Here is a 21,891-nt window from a genome sequence, read left to right as displayed (position 1 = left end):
TGATCATTATTCATAAATTTTATGAGTGAATGAAACAACAAGCAGGAAATTCAAAAAAAGATGTAGGGGATGCATATATGAATTTAGAGGAATTGTTATAAGAACTTATTCGTGAAGTTGTGAGAGAAGAGGTTAGGGCGGCGTTAGCTGAGTTCCAGCGATAATCACAACCAAATAAAGTAATGTGGGTGAAAGAAGAGTGACTAACAAGAGGGGAAATCGCTGCACTGTATAGAGTGAAAAAAACATGATTTGGAACACGAAAGGGATTGTAAGAACATTTTAGGAATTATTTAGTGGTTAAGAAGTCAGGGGGAATTAGGATGTTGAAATGGGAAAAGAAACTGTTTTCAAAAAACGCCCACCCTACATTGTTTGTGAGAAACAAGAAGGTGAGCTTCACTTAAAAGAAACGAATTGGATTTGTGAAAATTGTGCCCAAATTACGCATGAACAAGGTATTGAAATAGACACCTAAACCCTTTTACACCTTATTCCATAAATAAGAAAGCTGGTGGGCTTCTGATTCAAGAGCTATTAAATGATCATTATTAATAGAGTTATTCGTATACATTCTGTTCTTTTGGATGTTAAGGACCGTATAATTCACATCGTTATATTCATTTGAAAATGTTGATTCATTTAATAATGTCAGTGTTGAGTTGATGTTATATTTATCAATTCGCTCTTTTTTTCCTTTGAAAAACAGTTTAATAAGATGCGGCTCATCATTAATGAGCAAACCGAGTTCAGGTGATGAGCGGACGATTAAATTATCTGATAACCAATGTGATTTACCTGGATCAAACCAAGAGACGTCTTTGTTTTTAATAAATTTTTTGTACTGCTTTATAACATCAATGTAGTTTTGCTTTTTCTTCTGGTCAACAGTTTGTACTAATGTTTCAAAACAGTCAAAAGGTAGTTCGTTTTTATGAAATTTAATAACAGTTTCTCGTAATTGTTTCCAGTAATCAAAAACTGGGTGATATTCAGGTTGAGATTTTAGATTCTTTACAAAATTTGTTTTAGCTGCACTACTTTTTAGTGTGAAGTCTAAAAATTGTGTAAGTCCCACTTTAATTTCCGCCATGTTACACCCCCTTTCTAAACATTACCAATTCGATATTGGAAAGGGAAATCCTGCATTTTTAAGGCGGTGAACTAGATGCTAGAAAAACCAATGTTCATACACAATGGCTATTGTAAAGCTGATCCGCAAGAATGACGAAAATACCAATTCATTTTATATAATCAGCAACGGTGCATGAGTGCCGTTGCTTTTGTGTTTCTTATTGAACTTGGTAATCATGGAATACTTTCTAGGAGGAGGTAACTGCAATGGATCTACATCCACTAAATGATATTAATACGAAAAAAGCATTGGAAGGGTTTTTAAAAGCAGTGGAGAAAGCTCAGAAAGAAGAGAATGAAAAATCAAAGAAACCACATAAAGTAGATGAGTGAAGCGCGCTATCGTTAAAATGACGAATAATGTGCTTGTTTATTTTCTTTATAAAGCGCATGCATATTCATTGATTTACAGATGTGTGTTACGTGAGCATAGTGTTTTTGATTAATAATAAAATGGTTATAAGTCGGAAATAAACGAAAATGCAATTATACGAAAAAAGGTCCTGTTGTTTCCAACAGGACCTTTCCTAAAATGGCAAAGAGTAACTCTTACCTTACTCTTCTCGTATATAATACCTGAAAAAGATAGATGTGTATACAACAATAAATTCCAACATAATTATTCGAATATAGTGTTTAAGGATAAAGGGGTGGATTTTGGGATAAGGAATTAATTTACAAACGTTGATTTATCAAGGTGTTTAAATGGATTCTTATTAAAGTGTAGTTAATAAAGTGATATTGAGATAATAAGATATGTAATTTTGCATATCAGATTGTTAAAAGTGAACAAGGTTATAAAAGATCTAAATGTCATGTAAGTTGCGGGAGTTGAATACTAAAAATTCATTTGTTGTTTACTTTAATAAATAAATTAATTTGAATAGAAGTGAAAAATAGAGATTTGCCTTAGACATTTATGAAAGTAAAGAATATTTATAACAATAGGAGTAAATACACAGGTCCGATTTTTGTAATGATGGAGGGAATTGATGTGGACATAACTCAAAGCATGGCACGAATAGTCGTTAATGGGAAAGATCTTCCGTTTAATTCAGTTAGAACTTCTGTATGGAATCAAGGGCCTGTAAATGATCTAATTGTTTCAACAAACCAGAGAGTCGAGGAGTTTTATCAATTTATGTGGTCACAAGTACCAGTTACGCTTGCGATGTATTTTCTTCAGGGGGCGGATTTAATGAGATTTGCTAGAATAACTGGGATTAATCAAAGTGTAACAGGGGAATATATATATCATTTTTCTTGGGGATAAAACGAATGTAAAGTAGCATATCAGCTGCTTTTTTATTTTGTAAAGGAATTATTTTTGGAGGATGAGTAGGAGGTTAGGAAAATAAGATTAGCCTTGATATAGATCATTTGTGACTGTTTTTAAGCTCGTAAAGATGACCGGTTACTTCTTTTAATATAAGGGGACGTACAAATACATGTATAGAAGTATACATAAGAAAAAGTGAATTGAGTCGAATAATATCCTCTCCATGTATATTATGATTTGTAAAAAGTACAAAGTGGGGACCGCTTTGCATATAAAATTTTTAAGGAGTACAAAAAATAAAAAACAGAGAGACATATTTTTGTCCCTCTGTTTTTTTATTTTATTCACAAATAGTTCCGGTTGCTATACCAGTTGGAGCAACACCTACTGGAACCGTATCTATAACTGTATTTGTAGCAGTATTGATAACAGAAACAGTATTGCTACCTTGGTTTGTAACGTAGGCGAGAGTACCATCTGGTATGATGGTTACTTGATCCGGGGATAAAGCAACAGGAATTGTATCAATTACAGTATTTGTCGCCACACTTATTACCGATACATTATTACTAACTTTATTTACCACGTAAATACGAGTGCCGTCTGGTGTAATATCTATACCAACCGGTTCAAAACCTACGTTAATTGTATTAATAACGGAATTAGTAGCGGTGTCAATAACAGAAACAGTATTGCTGTTTTGATTTGTGACATACGCACGAGTACCATCTAGTGTAAAGACGATTATCCTAGGACGAATGCCAACAGGAATGGTAGCGCTAACTGTATTCGTAGCAGTATTAATAACAGAAATATTGTTGCTTAATTCGTTTGCAACATATGCAAAAGTTCCATTTGGAGAAACAGTGATTCCTTGCGGATCGTTACCAACAGGGATGGTATCAATAACCGTGTTAGTGGCGGCATTAATAACAGAAACATCATCACTCGCGTGGTTTCCAATATAAACAGTTGTGTTATTTGGTGAAACAGCTACGCCAATTGGGTCAGCCCCAACAGGAATGGTAGCAATAACTGTATTCGTAGCAGTATCAATAACAGAAACGGTATCAGAAAAAATATTAGTAACATAAGCACGAGCGCCATTTGGTGAAACTGTTACTTCAAGAGGTGCATTACCTACAGTAATTGTATCAACCACAGTATTTGTTCCGGTGTTAATTACAGATACTGTATCATTTGTAGGGTCATCTATGAGTCCTGCATTTGTAACATATACTAGGAAATTACATGCAGGCCCAGTCGGCCCAGTCGGTCCGGTAGGTCCAGTCGGTCCAGTCGGCCCCGGTGGACACTCACAATCGCCAGTGGGTCCTGGTGGTCCTTCTGGCCCCTGAATGCCTTGCACACCTTGAGGTCCAGTCGGTCCTTCCGGTCCTTCCAGTCCTTGCATGCCTTGCACACCTTGAGGTCCAGTCGGCCCCTCGATTCCTTCTGGCCCTTGAAGCCCTTGCACACCCTGAGGTCCAGTCGGTCCTTCTGCTCCTTCTGGTCCTTGAATACCTTGCACACCTTGGGGTCCAGTTGGCCCTGGTGGTCCAGGAACTCCCATTCCAGTCCCAGAGCCAGTGGGTCCAGGTGGTCCAGGTGGTCCTTGAAGCCCTTGCACACCTTGGGGCCCGGTCGGTCCTTCCGGTCCTTCCGGTCCTTGAAGCCCTTCCACGCCTTGAGGTCCAGTTGCGCCTGCAAGTCCTTCCGGTCCTTGAAGCCCTTGCACACCTTGAGGTCCAGTATGTCCTTCCGGTCCTTCTGGCCCTTGAATACCTTGCACACCTTGAGGCCCAGTTGCTCCTTTAGGTCCTGGAAATCCTCTAGGTCCTGTCGCTCCAGTAGGACCGGGTATTCCGATAATATTTAATAGAGAACTATTCAATATTCCTTGCAAAATTAAGTTGAATGTTTGTTGTAACAATGGGTCTGAAATATTGGAACAACTAATGAGCGAAGATAAATTTTGGAATAGAAATTGAAATAACGCAGAGATTTGAGTAAGAGATGCAGTAGGCAAAGAATTGATTAATTGAATGATAGTTCGTATAACTAAATTTTTATTTGGAGTATTTGGTTGCACTGCAATGATTAAATCATTTAATGCTTGTAATGATGATTGGAGTATTTGTATAGTTGTCGGATTTGGCGTGGTAAAGAAAGAAAGGATAGCTTGATTTAATTGGTTAATTAGGGACAATAATTCTTGTTGTTGAGAAAATGAGAAAAAAACAGGTGTACAACAATTAGTTTGATCGCAAGAGGATATAGAAATAAAACAGGGGAATCGGAATTTTTCGCACGGATCGTTTGAGTTTTGATTATTTTTCATAATAACCTCCTTTTAAAAAAATTTAAATAGTAAGTACATGTAATGGTCAATATTTGTTTCTAGATGTAAAGTGTTTATGAGTATAAGTTATATGTGATATACCCAAGAATGTTTTGTAAAAGTATATGTAAACAAAATGAAGGTGTTCTTATGAGACTAGTATTATTGTAAAGGTTTGATGATAATTATAAGTTTAATTAAGTTAGGGTCTAATGGAGTTCCATTTAGAATTTTATTCTGCTTTAAAAATTCAATCACGTTTAATAATTGAAACGAATAAGTGAAATATGAAATTGAAGCGATTAAAAGAAATAATGAAATGAGAAACCTAATAAAAGCTAATGTACTAGTTTTCAGCACTTCCTAAAAAAAGAATCATACTATGGTTTGTAATAGCTTATATGGAAGTGAGCTGACAATAATGTTTTATTCGTATTTTTATTCTCAAGCAGGTATGCGACCAGCTTATGGTACATCAATAACGTTTAGCGGAGCACAAAGTACAGTTCAAGCTGTTCAACAAGCGTTACAAATGCAACAACAAATGCAGCAACAAAGTATCCAGCCATATTATTCATCCATGGAATATTTTTATCCAGTGCAACCTATTACACCGTATGGAAGTTCTTTTCTTACTATCCCATATGGAACTGTATTTAATTTATAAATGGAAAGTTTAATCAGTATAGGGCGGGCATCCAAAACCGATTATTAGCCCTCACCAATCGGATTTTATGAGCAGAGCGACTCCCGCCTAACTTTCTTGCAAGTGCCAAATTTAGAGGTGTGAGTCTTATTGTCCGTAAATGACGGGAACAATTGAGGGGGGAAATTGTGTATGTATAAGCGTCAAATAGTCCCCATCTACAATTTGTAAATAACCGATGAGCTAATCTCCGTACATAATACAAGTGGAGTTTTTTTGATGAGAAGATATCGATAAAAAAAGAATGGGAATTATCTAATCATGACAAATGATGACTAGTGGCTTTACATGAAAGGATACATGAACATTTATTTACGCGAACCAGGTTAAGATGCAACAACGAAGTCATATCTGTGGTTATATCGAAAAGGACAATTGTCTTATAACTATTAACCTACAAAGAAGATACAACTCGTTTTTTCTAATTTTGTAAGATATTCGCAGTTATAACATCACATATTTTGTTTATAATTGTAAATGGTTATTAAAATGTATAAATGATTTTTGTTTTATATAAATAAAAAGGGAAAAAGAATGCAACTTTTTATTTTGCTCATTCGTGTTATATATGAAAGGAGGAGGGGGATGGAGATTGAAGAAATATATAAGATTTATATAAACGATGTGTACCGGTATTTATTTTCCCTTTCTCGTAGCCATCACGTAGCGGAGGACTTGATGCAGGAGACTTTTTATAGGGCATATCTTTATTTAGAAGACTATGAAAACCAAAAGGTGAAATCATGGCTATTTAAAGTGGCATATCATACGTTTATTGATTTTGTTAGGAAAGAGAAAAAGGTTACCTTTGTAGGAACGAAGGAATTAGAGACAATACAAGCAGGGGAATCTACAGAAGAGTATGTGGTCGCAAAAAAAAGTTATGAAAAATTGATTCAGATTATTCATACTTTACCGATGGTAGAGGCACAAGCTATTTTATTATGTGACGTACATCAATTAACGTACGAAGAGGGTGCATCTGTATTAGATGTAAAGTTAAACACGTATAAAAGTCACATATTTCGCGGGAGAAAGAGATTAAAAGAATTGTTAAAGGAGGAAAAGAGTCAAAATGACAAATGATAAACCTCATTCTGAACAAGATGATTATAAAGAATTGTTACAAGAAGCTCTTCATCAAAGACCGGCTTCACTTCCAGATGGAAAACAGGAGCAAGTGTTGAAAATAGGTAAAAAAAGAGCACGAATTACGAATGTTTTAATTGTATTTACTTTTTTATTACTCATTCAACCTATTTTATATATATCTACACTATTATATTATACATTGGCACCTACAAACGCGATGGAGATACGGAATGTAGTAAATCAAACGTTAAGTGTAACAGAACCAAATGTATTTTTGAAAGATAGGGACATGGAGCAAACGTTGTTACCACTTAGTTTACAATTGCATTTTGATTTGTATAAAAGGGTAGGTAAGAAAGATATTCGAATAGGAGAAGAGAAAACCGATTATTTATTAAGTACAGCAACGAAAGTAAGCCGTGAATATACAACAGATGAAAAAATTCCAGAAATCCCGTATATAGATAACGAAGTATTGTCTCATCCTAATAATTATAATGCGTCCTATAATAGTAGCGAAGAAGCACAGGTATTAAAAGGACTTCCGCAAGAGTCTGTTGTAGAAGCATTTGTATCTTTTAGGGAATTATTAAGTGTACAAGAGGTAACTGATATGTTTCCTACTATTGATATCGTTTGGTATGCTGTTAATACAGGATTAGAGGAGAAACAAACGAATGATGAAGGTATGTATGTAGCCCCGATTGGCTTCCCAGCAGATATGATTTCAATGCCAAGTGGTGCTTTTGAAAGTGATTCACCTCATGAGGAACAATTTATTGCTGTTTTAAAGTCATTACAGAAGCATGAAAATTTAGCAGTGAAGCTATCTAGAGCGAAAGTATTAGAGTTGTCAAAGCGAATTTCTTTCCTTGAAAAAAATGGGGTGAAAACATACGGGGCAGTTGTAACTGGGCCTAAAGTAGAAATTGAAAAATTGATGAGCCACGAAAAAGTTAGAAACTTGAAAGTAGGTGAAGTGAGGTTATGGAATTGGCATTCTTAAAAAAAAGAAAGAATCGTATTTATAAACAGGAAACGTGGATGGGGACTATTTCATTAATTATTGCTTTACTAGCGTTATTGTATTTGAACATTATATTGCTTATTCAAGAAACATTTATAGGTAAAGGTTTTTTGCAAATAGTTGGTATTGGAGTGGTGTGCTCAGTCATAGGTATGATCACAAAAAGCAAAAGTCGAAAATATGCATTGTGGGCATGTAGTTTATTTGTTTTTATGCTGCTGTTTGCGTTATTTGGATTTATGTTAGGTTGGATGATAAGTTTTGGGCCATAAATATGTTAGAAAGAGCGAATGTAGATTCGCTCTTTTTTGTATTGAAAGTAAAATAAATAAGAGAAGAATCTATCAAATTTGAATCGAGTGCACTATACCTCTAATTGGTGGTTTTATTAATATATTTTCCGCTCACGATAAATAGGCGACAAGTATAGTACTAAAATAATAGCTCGTCCAAACATTGCGAATCCCTCTTACATAATATGTAGTAATAAGCATGAAAGGGGAACTAGTATGTCTTGTTATAACTACTGTAAGTATTGTAAAGAATATAAAAAGAAACAGCATGATTGTTGTAAGAACACGAGTAAGTGTAATGAGAATAAGGATAAGCTTGTTAGGGCATCAGCATTTAGAGCTAGAAATACGGTGAATCAAACGGTTCCTGCCAATACTTTTGTAAAGGTATTGTTCCAAAATGAACAATTTGATTTAGCAAATGAGTATAACCCGGCAGCGTCTATTTTTATTCCGAAGACTAGAGGGGTTTATTCTATTATTGGAACAATTGGTTTCTTTCCAAACGATCCTAACTTAAATTATAGAGCTCGTGTAGAAATTCGTGTGAATGGAAACGCAGCAATAGCTATAGATAATGATTTTTTTGGTCCAATAAGTTTTGGAAATGTAGTAAGTGTTTCGACGATTATTCAATTGAATGAAGGAGATCAAGTTGAGATTTATGCACAAAGTAGCATAGATGGAGTTTTAAGTCCTTCAGAAGATGGTTCACATTTTGAAGCTGCAAGATTTCCTTCACCAATTAAATAACGAATAGAATAAAATACTTTTCAGTAGATTTTGTTAATCCCCTTTACCAAATGGTGGGGGATTATTATTGTTTTTCTAAAATATATAAGTAAATAGGTTGAATGTGGTTTGTTTCAGGAGCAATTCGAATACTAAGATGTAATGATGATAGTGAAAATAAAAATGGAAATGAGGTACAACATAAAAAATAAAAGATAAAGTTTCAAAAAAAATTTGCAGTTTTGAGGGTGAAAGGGCTATTAGATCTTCTACAGATAATAAAAAGAGTACAACGAAAATAGTAACATGATGAGTAATTAGCATTACATTTGCTAATTGTTTTACATTTTTTTTCTTTACTATATAGAAATTACATATTTAACATGGGTTTATGTAGGTGTTGCTATTGTATGGAAAGGAATAGCATTAAGGTGATTACACTATATAAAAATAAAATAAATCCTAAGATAAGTAGTATGGGATGCAACTTGAACATATTTGACCTCCTTGAGTATATAAAGAATCTTAATACATTTTTAGTCAATTTAGAAGAGAAATCTATTAGATGAATGATGATGGAATGAATACACTAATTTAACAGAGGGCAGTTTAAACGAAAAAGGGACTGGGCTATCAAGCTCTTTAATGGATGTCGTCATTATATTCCCATGTGATACGTTAAAAGCCATATCGGACTTTAAGGGGAGAATATCAAACTCTATTAAACTAATTTATGATCAGAGTTCACGCCCATTCATAGTTTTGAGTAGTTATTTTTTTATCAATTAATCCTCTTTGTCCAAAGCTGATAACTTCTAAATTTCCTCTTCCTATATAGTAATTCGTACATTGGGTGTTTTCTAGTGGAGTATGCCAAGAAATTAAAAGTGCCTCTACATCTGATAATTTTTGCTCAGAATATTGACCTCCATTAGGAAATTCTAAAATCCCTAGCCTTACATGGATTCCTCTTGCCCCTTGAATCCATTCTTTGTAATGTTCATGTAATCGTTTCGAAAAACTTCTTTTTGTTTTTCCGATGTATAGTAATTTTTCTTTCCCACGATACATTCTATAAATTGCATATACCCCTTTTGAAAAAGCTTCTTCATAATGATTGATTTCAGATAAATTATAAAGTTTAGACCATCTAATATGTACAACAGTCATATATTCCACCCCTTTTATCGAGAAATTTAAATGAATTATCTTCCTTCAATTTCTCAAAAATCGAAAGAAAATGCAAGGATTATAGTGAACGTATAATAAATACAGAAGTATTGTTGCTTACACTCGTATTAGATTATTTACCACCCATGAAATATAAAAGTGAACACGCTTATCTGTACAGGGTGAGAGATAAATAAAAAAAGAGCATACATAAAAAGTACGCTCTAAAGAAAGATAGGTTTTATGAGTGGATAATCTCCATACGATAATATATGCTCGGTTAATAAAAACGTGTAACAAATCAATAGATTATCAATGAAATAACATGAAATGAGTAATTTTAGTCTATTAACAAAGTTGTCTAACTAACAAAGTTATAAGGAGTGTGAATAGAACAGATTAACAACTGGATAATGATCGTATTCCGGTTTCGTACTTCTTGTAGTTTGGATATTGCGTAATAGTTTGACACTTAGGTGTGGAAAGTTGATTAATTATAGAAACATTTGTAATTACCTCGTTACAAGGACCAAAAAATGTAATTTTCAGTTTTGAATTTGGAGGTATTTTGACCACGATAGGTTTTTTTTCCATGAAATCAGCTCCTCATATGCAGTATCATTTACTGCGCTATTTCGTTCAGATTATAAAGGCGTATTAATATAATATGAAATTTTAGTTAAGTTGATAACGATATGGAGCTTTAAGGCGTGGTAAGAATGTGGAAAATGTATTGAAAACTAAGAATTGTATTAGAAGGTATAGAAAATGTCTTTTTTATATGTATTAACGTTACATTGTCTAGCTAATTGCGGATGGTGACTGAAATTTCCACTGATAAATATATAGCGTATAAAGATAGTATGTTTCATGTGAAAATATATAAGAAATAAAAGATAAATTATATTCGTTAATATAGAGTAATCGTAAGAAATACAGAAAGTTAGCTGTCATACATATGTTTATTAGTCTAAAGAAGATTAATACTGATGAGTAGTAATAGAAAGAACGTTTCTAATACTAGATTGAATAACCAATATGATTTACTAATGGATGTTAGTGTATATTTCGAATTTGTGAATGAACTGTATGAAATATTAGTAGAATTTCAATTAAAAGATTGTATATTTTGAAAAATAATATAGATTTTCTTTATTTATATTATAGCTAGCTAGTATTAGGCATAAGGAGCTTTCAATAAGACAAGCTTTGAATATAATAATACAAAGGGGATGAATTGTATTGGGGTGTATTATCGATATTTCAAAATGGAATGGAACGATTAATTGGGAGATTGCAGCATCTCAGCTAGATTTAGTTATTGCTAGAGTTCAAGATGGATCGAGTACGATAGATTTTATGTATCAAAATTATGTGATTGAAATGAAAAAACGCAGTATTCCATTTGGTAATTATGCATTTTGTCGTTTTATATCTATTGCTGATGCTAGGAAAGAGGCACAAGATTTTTGGAATCGCGGAGATAAGTCTGCTAAGTTTTGGGTGGTGGACGTAGAAATTCAAACGATGGTGGATATGCAAGGGGGGACACAAGCGTTTATAGATGAATTACGCCGTTTAGGTGCGAAAAAAGTAGGGCTATATGTGGGGCATCACACGTATGTATCATTTGGATCACGTAATATTGAAGTTGATTTTGTGTGGATTCCTCGTTATGGAGGGAATAAGCCAGCATATCCGTGTGATATTTGGCAATATACTGATTCAGGATATGTTCCTGGTATTGGGAAATGCGATTTGAATCAATTAATAGGAAATAAGTCGCTTTCTTGGTTTATAGGCTCAGATCAAGTAAATCAATCTATTTTATCTGACAAGAAGGATACGCAGCAATCAAATGGTATTGGTATTGCAGTTTCAAAATATGATGATGGGTATGGCATAAACGTATATGAAAACCCTGCAAATCCTCAGTTTACAGGTACAATCACTCAAAAAACGCCATATTTAGTCTTAGGTGGTTATTGGGAAGGCGCAGATAAAGATATGATTTGCTTAGGAAACGATAAACAATGGGTATATGTGAAATGTTTTGATGTGAAATGGTTTTATGCATCTTCAAAATATCCCGCTGGGTATGGAGTAAACTATTATGCAGAGCCTGAATGTATAAATTATAAAGGTAATATTGATGGAGCAAAATCTTTTCGTGTGTGGGGCAGAGCCAAAAATGCGGTAGATATCGGGCAAAATAATTGGATACTGGAAGAACATTTAAATATTAAGTACCTATAAGTAAATAAATGTTTTAGGAATACGTAAAGGGTCATCTTACTAATACATAGTAAGATGACCCTTTACGTATTGAAAAAAGAACACGATACATAGTTTATTCAAATGAAATGAATTACATGTGGAAAACACATTGTTAACACAAGTATATTGTATAGTTATTCTTATATAATAATAAAAGTGAGGTATTTCGAATTGAAAAAGAAAAAGCTATTTTTAGGAACAATTATTTCATGCGTAGTACTAGCATTATCGGCATGTGGTTCCTCAGACAATGTAGTAACATCAAAAGTAGGAAATGTTACAGAGAAAGAGTTAAGTAAAGAATTAAGACAAAAATATGGGGAAAGTACTTTATACCAAATGGTGTTAAGTAAGGCATTACTAGATAAATATAAAGTTTCAGATGAGGAAGCAAAAAAACAAGTAGAAGAAGCAAAAGATAAAATGGGTGACAACTTCAAATCAACTTTAGAGCAAGTTGGATTGAAAAATGAAGATGAATTAAAAGAAAAAATGAAGCCGGAAATCGCATTTGAGAAAGCGATTAAAGCGACTGTCACAGAAAAAGATGTAAAAGATAACTATAAACCAGAGATTAAGGTAAGTCATATTTTAGTGAAAGATGAAAAGACTGCTAAAGAAGTGAAAGAGAAAGTAAATAATGGTGAAGATTTTGCAGCTTTAGCGAAGCAATACTCAGAGGATCCTGGTTCAAAAGAACAAGGCGGAGAAATAACTGGTTTTGCTCCAGGGCAAACGGTGAAAGAATTTGAGGAAGCTGCATATAAATTAGATGCAGGACAAGTAAGTGAGCCAGTAAAAACAACTCACGGTTACCATATTATTAAAGTAACAGATAAAAAAGAATTGAAGCCATTTGATGAAGTAAAAGATCAAATTCGTAAAGATTTAGAACAGCAAAGACTACAAGATACGACTGGTAAATGGAAACAACAAGTAGTCAATGATTTACTGAAAGATGCTGATATTAAGGTGAACGATAAAGACTTTAAAAATACATTTGAATTTCTAGAAAAGAAATAATGACTGTAAGTAGAAAAGGGAACCTATATAGGTTCCCTTTTCTACTTAGTGTGTGAGTTATAAATAGATAGTAAGACAATACAATATTACATTTAAATATTAAGAATTACAATGGGAATTTATGTAATTGTTTTAAATTGGAATAATCAATGCTTCATATAATGTCGATATTATAATGTTTCGTTTGCTTAATTTCATTAAATATAAAATGAATTTATTAATTTCCTCCCACTATTTGCAAGCAATCTGATTGGTGTAGGCCAATTATTAGTCGAGAATGAACAAAATCCTAATTGATTTAAATTTTACTTTATTGAAGTAGATAAACATAATTTGCAGAATGAAACATACAATATTATTGAAAAAATATTGATGCGAAATGAAGTGAAAAGCAGAACATTCTACTAAAAAGGATGTTCTTTTTAGTATGAAATTTTTAGGATAAAGAAAGAATGCTTTTAAACAAATTATTTAATAGAAAAATATATTACGTAGGAGGAGAAAATATGAAAGTGATTTTTCGAAGAGAAGGTGGAGGGAAGGTTTTTGAATCTTATGATGAAGATATAAGTAACTTATTAGCTATTTTAAAGGAAACGAAAGGGATTAAGATTGGGATGGTTGAGTATGAAGTATTAAAGTACGAATTAGAGTATTTTCGTAACCCAAAAAAAGCAGAAACAGAGAGGGAGTTACATATAATAGTACAACCAAAATATATTTAATAATTAGGGGCAATTATTTATAAATAGTTTTATACAGTATGTACGAAAAGAGAGTGTTTACATTCCCCTCTTTTCATAGAAATTCATAAGGAACGAATTGTGGTCCGTTATAAATTCCCTAAATTTTGTGAGTTCGTTCTTTATAATATATGCTTTCATTTATAGTTGGTTAATAAACTTGAAAAATTAAAACTTTTTCGTTTAGGCAGGGATTTTATATTCAAGTAGATAAATGTTCATATGAAGTATTTTGTATACGAATATTGGAGGAGTAAAAATGAGTTTAGCAAGTTATATAGGCTGTAATGTATAAATTCCGTTAACAGATCCAGATTTTAATGATGTAATTGTTTTGGGATCGTGTTTTTCAGATGAAAGTATGCTTGAAATTGTATAAGAGTTTCAATTCCAAACGAGTTACACGTATGAAGTTTCAACGAGTTGGTGCATTGAACTTTATGAGTGGCAAACTGAAAAGGAGAAGAAAGAAGCTAAAAAAATGCTATTAGCTTTATCCTTTTCGGCAAATAGACTCCATCTGATTTGTGTTACGGGTGAAGCCCAACAATTCAGGTGGACATGAATTGCCGTCAGAAGTTAGGCTGAACACTTTTGTTTCGTTCATAACAAATTTCCCGGGGCTAATATTTGTTTCTTTTTATCTTACGATATAATCTGCTCCTAGATAAGGAACGAGTGGGGGAATTAAAATTAAAAATAAATGATTTTAAAATTGATGAAATTTTGATTCCAGAAAGAACACTTGTCAGGATAGAAAAATAAATATAGAAAAATACGTTATTAGAAAAAAGCGACTTCATTTTGTATGAAGTCGCTTTCTTTAGTAAATATGTTTACTTCCTATTAAATAGGAAGTGAAAAACTCATTTGATCAAGAAAATCAATGATGGATAAATGTATAAGAAAATTATTTGAATTATATTTTGTTAAAAATATAATTATATCTCTTTTCAAAAGAATATATGTTCGTGTATAATTAGAACGAGTGTTCTTTTGAATGCAGATAGTATATGAATTAGAAATAAAGTGAAACATTAATCAGTGAGGTGCTTATCGTCCATTTATTGGTAACTTTAACTAATTTGACGTTTACGAGCGGTTGGTTTTCGACTTATATACCTCACATGTACCGATTTTGAGGTGGGAGCTTTACTACCTGTTAATGCGGGGGAAATATGAGCCTAGCATTATGAAAGAATAATTGAGTAACAATATATGTGAAATGGAATGGATAAATGATCAAGGAGATAAAGAAATGAATGATGTAAAGGTGCAGAAAGCAGAAAGAGAATGGGTTCCATTTACAGTAATGTCGGAACAGTTATTAAGTATGCGAAAGATTGTTGGAGAGAAGTTTAAAGTACAAAAACCGCTCTTAACAAAAGAAGCAAAAGAGAGAATTTCTGATAAATTATTAATGTCATTATTGTCTGAGAAAGAAATATTGGTGACCTATTTTGAAGATGGCTACATACTTACAAGCTATATGACAGTTGTGCATATAAACCCGCTAAAGCGCATTGTAATATGTACGGACGCATTTTATAAAACTTACGTATTTAATACTACAGATATTATTGAAATAACGTAAAGGAAGCTGAAATTTAAATTATAGCTTTTTATTTTTGTTAGATGAGGAACAGAAAAAATGAAACGAAAAAGCAGCTAGCTTCATACTAGCTGCTAAGCCCCAGGGAAAGGGAGAAAAAGATAGGGTACTCCAAAAATCAATAATAGCTGTGTAACAGCCTGATTATAGTATAGACAAATTTATTATTCCTAAACAGTACGATGAAAAAAATAGGACTAAGCTGTACCTACTTGGTTTTGATCTGCAAGGTCAGAATCAAAAGTATTAGTCGCGCTCACACCATTAAAAGTATTAACAACAAAACCAACATTTGAAGCACCAGATCCATTATAAGCCTTCGTATTTTCTTTCGGAGAAACATTGTAGAAATCGCCTAAATTAAATGAACCGTTACTATTTTGTACAACTAAATTCCCTACAACTGAGGGCATAGTTTTCACCCGCTTTACAATCATTTGTTAATACTACTATATGGTGTTATAGTCCAAATGGTTCATGTAACAAAAATTGTGGAATAGTAAAACGTTTGAAGTGTAGCTTAATCCTACAATAAAAGTATGTTAAAATTAATGTAAGGTCGATTAATTTTTAAAAATAATTGTATAATTAATATATGCGAAATCAAAGGAGGCAAAATGTAATGAATAATGTTATAAAAAAAGTAGATTTAACAGATGCAAAATCAAGTAATCTTGTTGCACTTATTTATAGCAATGAAGTTATATTGGTTGAAGAAGCATTTTGTCCAAATGAAATAAAGTTAAAGTTTAATGAAATTGCAATTTTATCGGCCATTAAAACAGCACATATAATGAAAGTATCCATCAGAAAAGAACTGGAAGCAATTTTTCATGACACTGGTGTTTTATTTGTGAAGCATAGTGTTGATTATGGAAATAGTCAATCTATCACTATGCATTTTGAACAATTCAAAAAGTTGCAAAATGAGATTGAGAATTTAAACAAAAGTAGGTAATCTAGGTGTAGCTTATATGTATCGGTGTAAGAAATACGGGAAAAAGAAGCTGAAATATAAAAGCAATAACGAAATAAATAATGATTTTTTGATATATAAGTAAGAGTAACTGTTATGGTTACTCTTTTTGTTTACATAAAAATTCCTTCTAAAGTATGAAATGAGTTGATACTTTAGTAAATGGTTGAATGAAAAGGAAGAGTGTAAAATGTTGTAAAGGAGGAGAGATATTTGGAGCGAAATGAAATTGGAAAAATTGTAATGATTACAGGAGTGACACAAGGATTAGGTCGTGCAATGGTTGATCGATTTCATGAATTGGGATGGACTATATATGGCTGTGGGCGTTCAAAAAATAAAATTGAAGAATTGAAAAATTATTACGGTAATATACATGATTTTCAAATAATTGATGTTTCAGACTCCCAGCAAGTAAGTAGTTGGGCAAATTATATACTGCATAGACATAGAGCACCTGATTTGTTAATAAATAATGCATCGATTGTTAATAAAAATGCGCCACTGTGGAAAGTAACAGCTCAAGAATTCGAAAATGTAATGAATGTAAACGTAAATGGTGTAGTAAATGTAATTAGGGCTTTTGTCCCAGCGATGGTAGCTAGGAAAGAAGGAATGATTATTAATATGAGTTCTAGTTGGGGCCGAGAGGGAGAAGCTGAGCTGGCGCCATATTGTGCCTCAAAGTTTGCAATTGAAGGTATCACGAAATCTATGGCACTTGAATTGCCCGATGGTATGGCTGTTGTTGCTTTAGATCCAGGTGGGAGCATTAGCACTCCAATGCTATATTCATGTGCACCACAGTATGTAAATGAATCACCCACACCTGAAATGTGGTCACGTAATGCGATTAAGTATATATTAAATATTACAATAGATAAAAATGGATCTTCATTGACATGCCCAGAATGTATGTAAATATACATTCTGGGCATATTTTCAGTGATACACACTTTGTCTAAAAAAGTACCTTAAAGGTGCTTTTTTGTATTTATAAAACATTATAGAATGCACAAAATTACATGTAGAAAATAAATATGAGAAAGAGGATGTCATTTATGTATTTCGAAAGCAGTAGAAAATTTCTAAATAGGTGATAAGAATGAATCCAAGCGGTTTAAAAGTGACTGGAGCATGGTTTCAAGTAGGAGGAAATCTTACGGCGGCTATTGGGGCGACAAGAGGATTTATTGGAGAAGAGAAAGTTGAATCAGATCTTGTAATTGTAGGAAGCTCATTACAAGCCCTCGGGTATATATTACAAATTATAGCGAGTAATGATACCGAAGATGAAGGCGAAAGAGAAAATCAAAATATATGTTTGGAGAATAAAAGTGAAATGCTCGATAAAATGGGCATTGAGTTATTAGCGTTAGGGAATATATCAAATGTAATAGGAACATATTTCAATATAAATGAACACTTGAAAGAGAATGATTATCTCATTATTGTCGGGAATAGTTTGCAATCGATAGGAGCTTTTTTAGGAGTAGAAGCAGCTTTGCTTCAGATGAAAGCGATACAAAGAATAATAATACTAGGCAATTCTTTGCAAAGTTTAGGCGCTGGACTTCAAGCGTATCAAGGTATTATTAATCTATCGAAGAACGAAATAGAACATGAAGACAGTATAGTTGATAAGAAGAATGAGAGAATAATAGCACTCATTGGTGTTTGGATACAAGCGATAGGAACTGCTATTTCAGCGATTGGATTAACTATCATAGAGAAAGAAGAAAGATTAGAAAAAATGAAAATATGAAATTATTCATGTAAAGGAGGTATGTAAAATTTCAATTTTACATAAGTAGAAAAGTTGAAGTAGTAGGTTTTTTTGCATTAGAATAGAATATATAACAGTAGAACAGTTATTAGATGAAATACAAAGATAATTGGTTTTATTAGTGTATAAAGAGAGAGGAAAAATACAAAACAAGGAGTTTTTAAGTGATGATGTATTTGTTGGCAATTCTTCTTCCACCTGTAGCCGTATTATTTTGCGGCAAACCATTTCAAGCAATAATTAACTTCATATTAACATTAATATTTTGGGTTCCAGGAGTTATACATGCGATATTAGTTGTACATGATAGAAAAGCAGATCGGCGTTTAAAAAAACAAATTCGAGCATATGATGAAATGAATAAGAGGGATAGAAGATAGCTAAATCGGGAAATGAAAAAAGAAAGGGGGACTACCGCCTTTCTTTTTTCATTCTGTTTAAGTTTAAATTTTGGTATAGCGGTAAGAATTTTTAATATAAGTATTGTGATAATTAGTTTTAGATTGTGCGCTTAATAAACTGGTGTAAATGTTTTCAGGCACGTTAAAGAAATCATACATTCCATTCTTTAATTGAATGCGTAAAATCATAGAAAAAGGATTATAGCCAACAGCAACTATATTTTTTGAAATCACGGGAGATAATTCCATTATTACGCAACTCCTTGCTTTTCATTTTTAATAATTTCTTATAGATGTTGAGGTTGTGGTGTTGAAATCTTTATAATTAAAGAGGTATTATACTTATATGCAATATATTAAATGTTCGTTATACGTAATTATAAAGAAGTTCACACGAAGTACATATCGTTGTGCTATTTTTATTTCACCTTTGATTTATAAATAAGAAAATATTGACCATTTGAAAAAAAGGTATATTATTTATACGAGGTATTAAAAATTCACTTTTTACATTCTATGCTTAAAGGGGCAGCATTATTAGAAAAATAGAAGTGAAAATACTTGGTATAAGAAGCATTCTAAAATTTATAATCTGTGAATTAGGAAAATATTGAATGCTCCAGGTCAATATACTTTCTTAATTAAATTCATTTTAGAAAGTGACCTCAATATTTTTAAGTAAATCAACGGGAGAATTGAAAGGCAGGAGAAAGTAACATGTCAGAAAATTATCGTTCTCGAGAGGAGCGACGACAAGTTAAAAAGAAAAAACAGCCAGCTTCTAAAACACAAAAACCAAAAGGGAAAACATCATTCTTTCGCAAGTTTTTAATTACTTGTTTATTACTTGGTATTGTTGGTTTAGTGGCGGGGGTTGCTACCTTTTTTGTAATGATTAAGGACGCACCAAAACTTGAGAAAGCAAAACTTGTTAATCCGTTATCCTCAAAAATTTATGATAAAAATGGCGATTTGGTATATGAATACGGGAAAGAAAAACGGACGAATGTTACGTATGATCAAATTCCTAAATTAGTAGAAAATGCATTTTTAGCAACAGAAGATGCACGTTTTTACGAGCATAGCGGAGTAGACTTTAAAGGTACTGCCCGTGCTGTTTTGGTGAGTCTTAAAGGAGATTACGGTTCACAAGGTGGAAGTACGATAACACAGCAAGTTATTAAAAACTACTTCTTATCGATGGAAAAAACATCAAAACGTAAGGTTCAGGAAATATATTTAGCGTATAAGCTAGAACAACAATATTCAAAACATGAAATTTTAGAAATGTATTTAAATAAAATTAATTTAGGAAATCGTTCATATGGAATCGCAACAGCAGCACAAAACTATTATGGTAAAGAATTGAAAGATTTAACATTACCAGAGGTTGCGATGCTTGCAGGGTTACCAAAAGCTCCAAATAACTATGATCCAACGAAAAAAGAAAATGTTCAAAAGGCAACAGAAAGAAGAGATGTTGTACTAAAATTAATGAATCGACATGGCTATATTACGAAGGCAGAAATGGAAGAAGCATCGAAAGTTTCAGTAACAGAGGGTCTTAAACCTGCAACTGAACTTCAAGCAATGCCATACCCTGCATTTATGGATGCAGTTGTGAAAGAAGTAGAAAAAGAATTGCCTGATGCTAATATTGGCTCTGATGGTTTAGAAATTCATACAACTTTGGATCCAAAAGCACAGAAATTAGCTGACAATATTTTAAATACAAATATTATTAATTATCCAAATGATAAATTCCAAGGTGCTTTCACATTTATGGATACGAAAACTGGTGAAGTTCGTGCTATAGGTAGTGGACGCGGTGAAAATAAAGCAGTATTTAAAGGACATAATATGGCGATTGAATTAGATCGCGCAGCTGGTTCAACTATGAAGCCAATCTTTGATTACGGTCCTGCAATTGAATACTTAAAATGGGCTACGTATCATCAAATTGATGATTCTCCATTTAAATATTCAACTGGACAAGAGCTTCGAAATGCGGACAGAACTCATTTAGGTCCAATTACTATGCGTGAAGCGTTAAAAATGTCACGTAACGTTCCAGCAGTTAAAACTGCAAAAGAAGTAGGACTTAATAAATCAAAAGAATTCTCTGAGAAATTAGGTATTACATTTGATTCAACACCGAAAGAATCTACAGCGATTGGTACAAACGAAGTATCACCAACTGAAATGGCGGGTGCTTATGCGACATTTGGTAATGGTGGAAAGTATGCAAAACCACATTTTGTTAAGAAAATAGTTTATCCAGACGGCAAATCACAAAGTTTTGAGCAAAAACCAAAACAAGTTATAGCTGATTCTACAGCATATATGATTACTGATATGCTTCGCTCAGTAGTAACATCAGGTACTGGTACAGCAGCAAATATTAGTTCTTTAGACGTAGCTGGTAAGACGGGTACAACAAACTATGATTCAAAACAATTAGCGAAATTTAACATTCCAGAAAGTGCAACTCGTGATAGTTGGTTTGCAGGTTATACACCGCAGTATACGATGGCAGTATGGACTGGGTATATGAAAGATGGTAAAGACGAGTATATTAGTAGTAAAAATACAAAAATTGCACAGTTGATCTTTAAAGAAATGATGAGTGAAATGGCTACTGATAAATCACGCTTTAAAATGCCAAGTACTGTTATTCAAGAAGGTAGTGAGCTACGTATAAAAGGTGAAAAACGTGATTCTTCTCCAAATACGAGCGTACCGGACACGACAGAAAAACCAAAACAAGACCAGCAACAAAAAACTGAAGACGAGAAAAAGCAAGAAGAAGAAAAGAAACAAGAAGAACTGAAAAAACAAGAAGAACAAAAGCAACAAGAGGAACTTAAGAAGCAAGAAGAAGAAAAGAAACTAGAAGAGCAAAAGAAACAAGAAGAAGAAAAGAAACAAAATGAACAAAATAATGGTAATGGTCAAGGAACGACACCTCCAGCAAATAATGGAGGAGGTCAAGGAAATACGACACCTCCAGCAAATAACGGAGGAGGCCAAGGAAATACAACACCTCCAGCAAATAACGGAGGAGACCAAGGAAATACAACACCTCCAGCAAATAACGGAGGAGGCCAAGGAAATACGACACCTCCAGCAAATAATGGAGGAGGCCAAGGGAATACAACTCCACCAGCGACTGGCGGTAATGCAGGAGAGGCCCCTGCTAATAATGGACAATAAGAAAATTTTATGAAAAACATTAAAAAGCACTTAAGATTTGTAAACATTACAATCTTAAGTGCTTTTTTCTTTTAAATGCAGTAGCT

At 33.1% G+C, this 21,891-nt stretch carries 23 protein-coding genes and 1 pseudogene; 18 read left to right on the top strand and 6 right to left on the bottom strand.

Annotated features, from left to right (window positions below):
* Positions 1–331: 331 nt before the first annotated feature.
* Positions 332–478 (top strand): hypothetical protein, encoded by a 147-nt coding sequence (locus tag ACXVYO_RS14880; protein ID WP_458467622.1) that lies wholly within the window; start codon positions 332–334, stop codon positions 476–478.
* 6 nt (positions 479–484) lie between these two features.
* Here the strand turns inward: ACXVYO_RS14880 and ACXVYO_RS14875 are convergent, their stop codons facing one another.
* Complete coding sequence (locus ACXVYO_RS14875) at positions 485–1,093, bottom strand: hypothetical protein (RefSeq protein ID WP_000807970.1); 609 nt, start codon at positions 1,091–1,093, stop codon at positions 485–487.
* A 248-nt stretch (positions 1,094–1,341) separates the two neighbouring features.
* Here ACXVYO_RS14875 and ACXVYO_RS14870 point away from each other — a divergent pair, with 248 nt between their 5' ends.
* Both ACXVYO_RS14870 and ACXVYO_RS14865 read left to right on the top strand, forming a co-directional pair.
* Positions 1,342–1,467: a hypothetical protein gene (locus ACXVYO_RS14870; protein WP_458467621.1), complete on the top strand. Its 126-nt coding sequence runs from the start codon at positions 1,342–1,344 to the stop codon at positions 1,465–1,467.
* A gap of 586 nt (positions 1,468–2,053) precedes the next feature.
* Positions 2,054–2,407 (top strand): hypothetical protein, encoded by a 354-nt coding sequence (locus ACXVYO_RS14865; RefSeq protein WP_458467620.1) that lies wholly within the window; start codon positions 2,054–2,056, stop codon positions 2,405–2,407.
* A gap of 346 nt (positions 2,408–2,753) precedes the next feature.
* On the opposite strand, the gene ACXVYO_RS14860 is transcribed toward ACXVYO_RS14865, so the two are convergent.
* Complete coding sequence (locus ACXVYO_RS14860) at positions 2,754–4,754, bottom strand: YVTN family beta-propeller repeat protein (protein ID WP_458467619.1); 2,001 nt, start codon at positions 4,752–4,754, stop codon at positions 2,754–2,756.
* 421 nt (positions 4,755–5,175) lie between these two features.
* Here ACXVYO_RS14860 and ACXVYO_RS14855 point away from each other — a divergent pair, with 421 nt between their 5' ends.
* The 5 genes from ACXVYO_RS14855 (at position 5,176) to ACXVYO_RS14835 (ending at position 8,625) form a co-directional block, all read left to right on the top strand.
* Positions 5,176–5,421: a DUF3947 family protein gene (locus ACXVYO_RS14855; protein ID WP_458467618.1), complete on the top strand. Its 246-nt coding sequence runs from the start codon at positions 5,176–5,178 to the stop codon at positions 5,419–5,421.
* A gap of 624 nt (positions 5,422–6,045) precedes the next feature.
* Positions 6,046–6,546, top strand: coding sequence for a sigma-70 family RNA polymerase sigma factor (locus tag ACXVYO_RS14850; RefSeq protein WP_458467617.1), 501 nt, complete (start codon positions 6,046–6,048; stop codon positions 6,544–6,546).
* Positions 6,536–7,558, top strand: coding sequence for an anti-sigma factor (locus tag ACXVYO_RS14845; protein WP_458467616.1), 1,023 nt, complete (start codon positions 6,536–6,538; stop codon positions 7,556–7,558). The genes ACXVYO_RS14850 and ACXVYO_RS14845 overlap by 11 nt, the downstream gene beginning before the upstream one ends.
* Complete coding sequence (locus ACXVYO_RS14840) at positions 7,540–7,851, top strand: hypothetical protein (protein ID WP_458467615.1); 312 nt, start codon at positions 7,540–7,542, stop codon at positions 7,849–7,851. The genes ACXVYO_RS14845 and ACXVYO_RS14840 overlap by 19 nt, the downstream gene beginning before the upstream one ends.
* Positions 7,852–8,088: 237 nt before the next feature.
* Positions 8,089–8,625: a C1q-like domain-containing protein gene (locus ACXVYO_RS14835; protein ID WP_458467614.1), complete on the top strand. Its 537-nt coding sequence runs from the start codon at positions 8,089–8,091 to the stop codon at positions 8,623–8,625.
* 723 nt (positions 8,626–9,348) lie between these two features.
* Here ACXVYO_RS14835 and ACXVYO_RS14830 read toward each other — a convergent pair.
* Positions 9,349–9,774 (bottom strand): GIY-YIG nuclease family protein, encoded by a 426-nt coding sequence (locus ACXVYO_RS14830; protein ID WP_458467613.1) that lies wholly within the window; start codon positions 9,772–9,774, stop codon positions 9,349–9,351.
* A gap of 399 nt (positions 9,775–10,173) precedes the next feature.
* Positions 10,174–10,368 (bottom strand): hypothetical protein, encoded by a 195-nt coding sequence (locus ACXVYO_RS14825; RefSeq protein WP_458467612.1) that lies wholly within the window; start codon positions 10,366–10,368, stop codon positions 10,174–10,176.
* A gap of 648 nt (positions 10,369–11,016) precedes the next feature.
* On the opposite strand from ACXVYO_RS14825, the gene ACXVYO_RS14820 reads away from it, so the two are divergent.
* The 5 genes and pseudogenes from ACXVYO_RS14820 (at position 11,017) to ACXVYO_RS14800 (ending at position 15,411) form a co-directional block, all read left to right on the top strand.
* On the top strand, positions 11,017–12,030 hold the full coding sequence (locus tag ACXVYO_RS14820) for a glycoside hydrolase family 25 protein (protein ID WP_458467611.1): 1,014 nt from the start codon (positions 11,017–11,019) through the stop codon (positions 12,028–12,030).
* A 192-nt stretch (positions 12,031–12,222) separates the two neighbouring features.
* Entirely contained in the window at positions 12,223–13,074 is an 852-nt protein-coding gene (locus tag ACXVYO_RS14815) for a peptidylprolyl isomerase PrsA (RefSeq protein WP_048563092.1), read from the top strand.
* 506 nt (positions 13,075–13,580) lie between these two features.
* Positions 13,581–13,799 carry a hypothetical protein gene (locus ACXVYO_RS14810; RefSeq protein WP_458467610.1) on the top strand — a complete coding sequence of 73 codons (219 nt, stop codon included), beginning with the start codon at positions 13,581–13,583 and terminating at the stop codon, positions 13,797–13,799.
* Positions 13,800–14,112: 313 nt separating this feature from the next.
* Positions 14,113–14,313: pseudogene (locus ACXVYO_RS14805) on the top strand (hypothetical protein); the annotation flags it as partial.
* Between the two features lie 762 nt (positions 14,314–15,075).
* The gene (locus tag ACXVYO_RS14800) at positions 15,076–15,411 is read left to right on the top strand and encodes a YolD-like family protein (protein ID WP_458467609.1); all 336 of its coding nucleotides are present in this window, start codon (positions 15,076–15,078) and stop codon (positions 15,409–15,411) included.
* 215 nt (positions 15,412–15,626) lie between these two features.
* On the opposite strand, the gene gerPF is transcribed toward ACXVYO_RS14800, so the two are convergent.
* Complete coding sequence (gene gerPF / locus ACXVYO_RS14795; protein WP_001141565.1) at positions 15,627–15,842, bottom strand: spore germination protein GerPF; 216 nt, start codon at positions 15,840–15,842, stop codon at positions 15,627–15,629.
* Positions 15,843–16,051: 209 nt separating this feature from the next.
* Between gerPF and ACXVYO_RS14790 the strand changes: the two genes are divergently transcribed.
* The 4 genes from ACXVYO_RS14790 to ACXVYO_RS14775 all read left to right on the top strand — a co-directional run bounded on the left by ACXVYO_RS14790 (position 16,052) and on the right by ACXVYO_RS14775 (position 18,571).
* Positions 16,052–16,387: a hypothetical protein gene (locus ACXVYO_RS14790; RefSeq protein ID WP_073518359.1), complete on the top strand. Its 336-nt coding sequence runs from the start codon at positions 16,052–16,054 to the stop codon at positions 16,385–16,387.
* Positions 16,388–16,648: 261 nt separating this feature from the next.
* Positions 16,649–17,326, top strand: a complete 678-nt coding sequence (locus ACXVYO_RS14785; RefSeq protein WP_458467799.1) for an SDR family oxidoreductase — start codon at positions 16,649–16,651, stop codon at positions 17,324–17,326.
* A gap of 184 nt (positions 17,327–17,510) precedes the next feature.
* Positions 17,511–18,170 (top strand): DUF6944 family repetitive protein, encoded by a 660-nt coding sequence (locus ACXVYO_RS14780; RefSeq protein ID WP_458467608.1) that lies wholly within the window; start codon positions 17,511–17,513, stop codon positions 18,168–18,170.
* A 188-nt stretch (positions 18,171–18,358) separates the two neighbouring features.
* Positions 18,359–18,571, top strand: coding sequence for a YqaE/Pmp3 family membrane protein (locus ACXVYO_RS14775; RefSeq protein ID WP_458467607.1), 213 nt, complete (start codon positions 18,359–18,361; stop codon positions 18,569–18,571).
* Between the two features lie 63 nt (positions 18,572–18,634).
* Here ACXVYO_RS14775 and ACXVYO_RS14770 read toward each other — a convergent pair whose 3' ends face one another.
* Complete coding sequence (locus ACXVYO_RS14770) at positions 18,635–18,841, bottom strand: KTSC domain-containing protein (protein ID WP_458467606.1); 207 nt, start codon at positions 18,839–18,841, stop codon at positions 18,635–18,637.
* Between the two features lie 468 nt (positions 18,842–19,309).
* Here ACXVYO_RS14770 and ACXVYO_RS14765 point away from each other — a divergent pair, with 468 nt between their 5' ends.
* Positions 19,310–21,805, top strand: a complete 2,496-nt coding sequence (locus ACXVYO_RS14765; protein WP_458467605.1) for a PBP1A family penicillin-binding protein — start codon at positions 19,310–19,312, stop codon at positions 21,803–21,805.
* Positions 21,806–21,891 lie beyond the last annotated feature (86 nt).

It is taken from the genome of Bacillus sp. BC08, assembly GCF_054326875.1.
The sequence above is the reverse complement of the archived record's forward strand: the minus strand, read 5'-3'. Positions and strand labels throughout refer to the sequence as shown.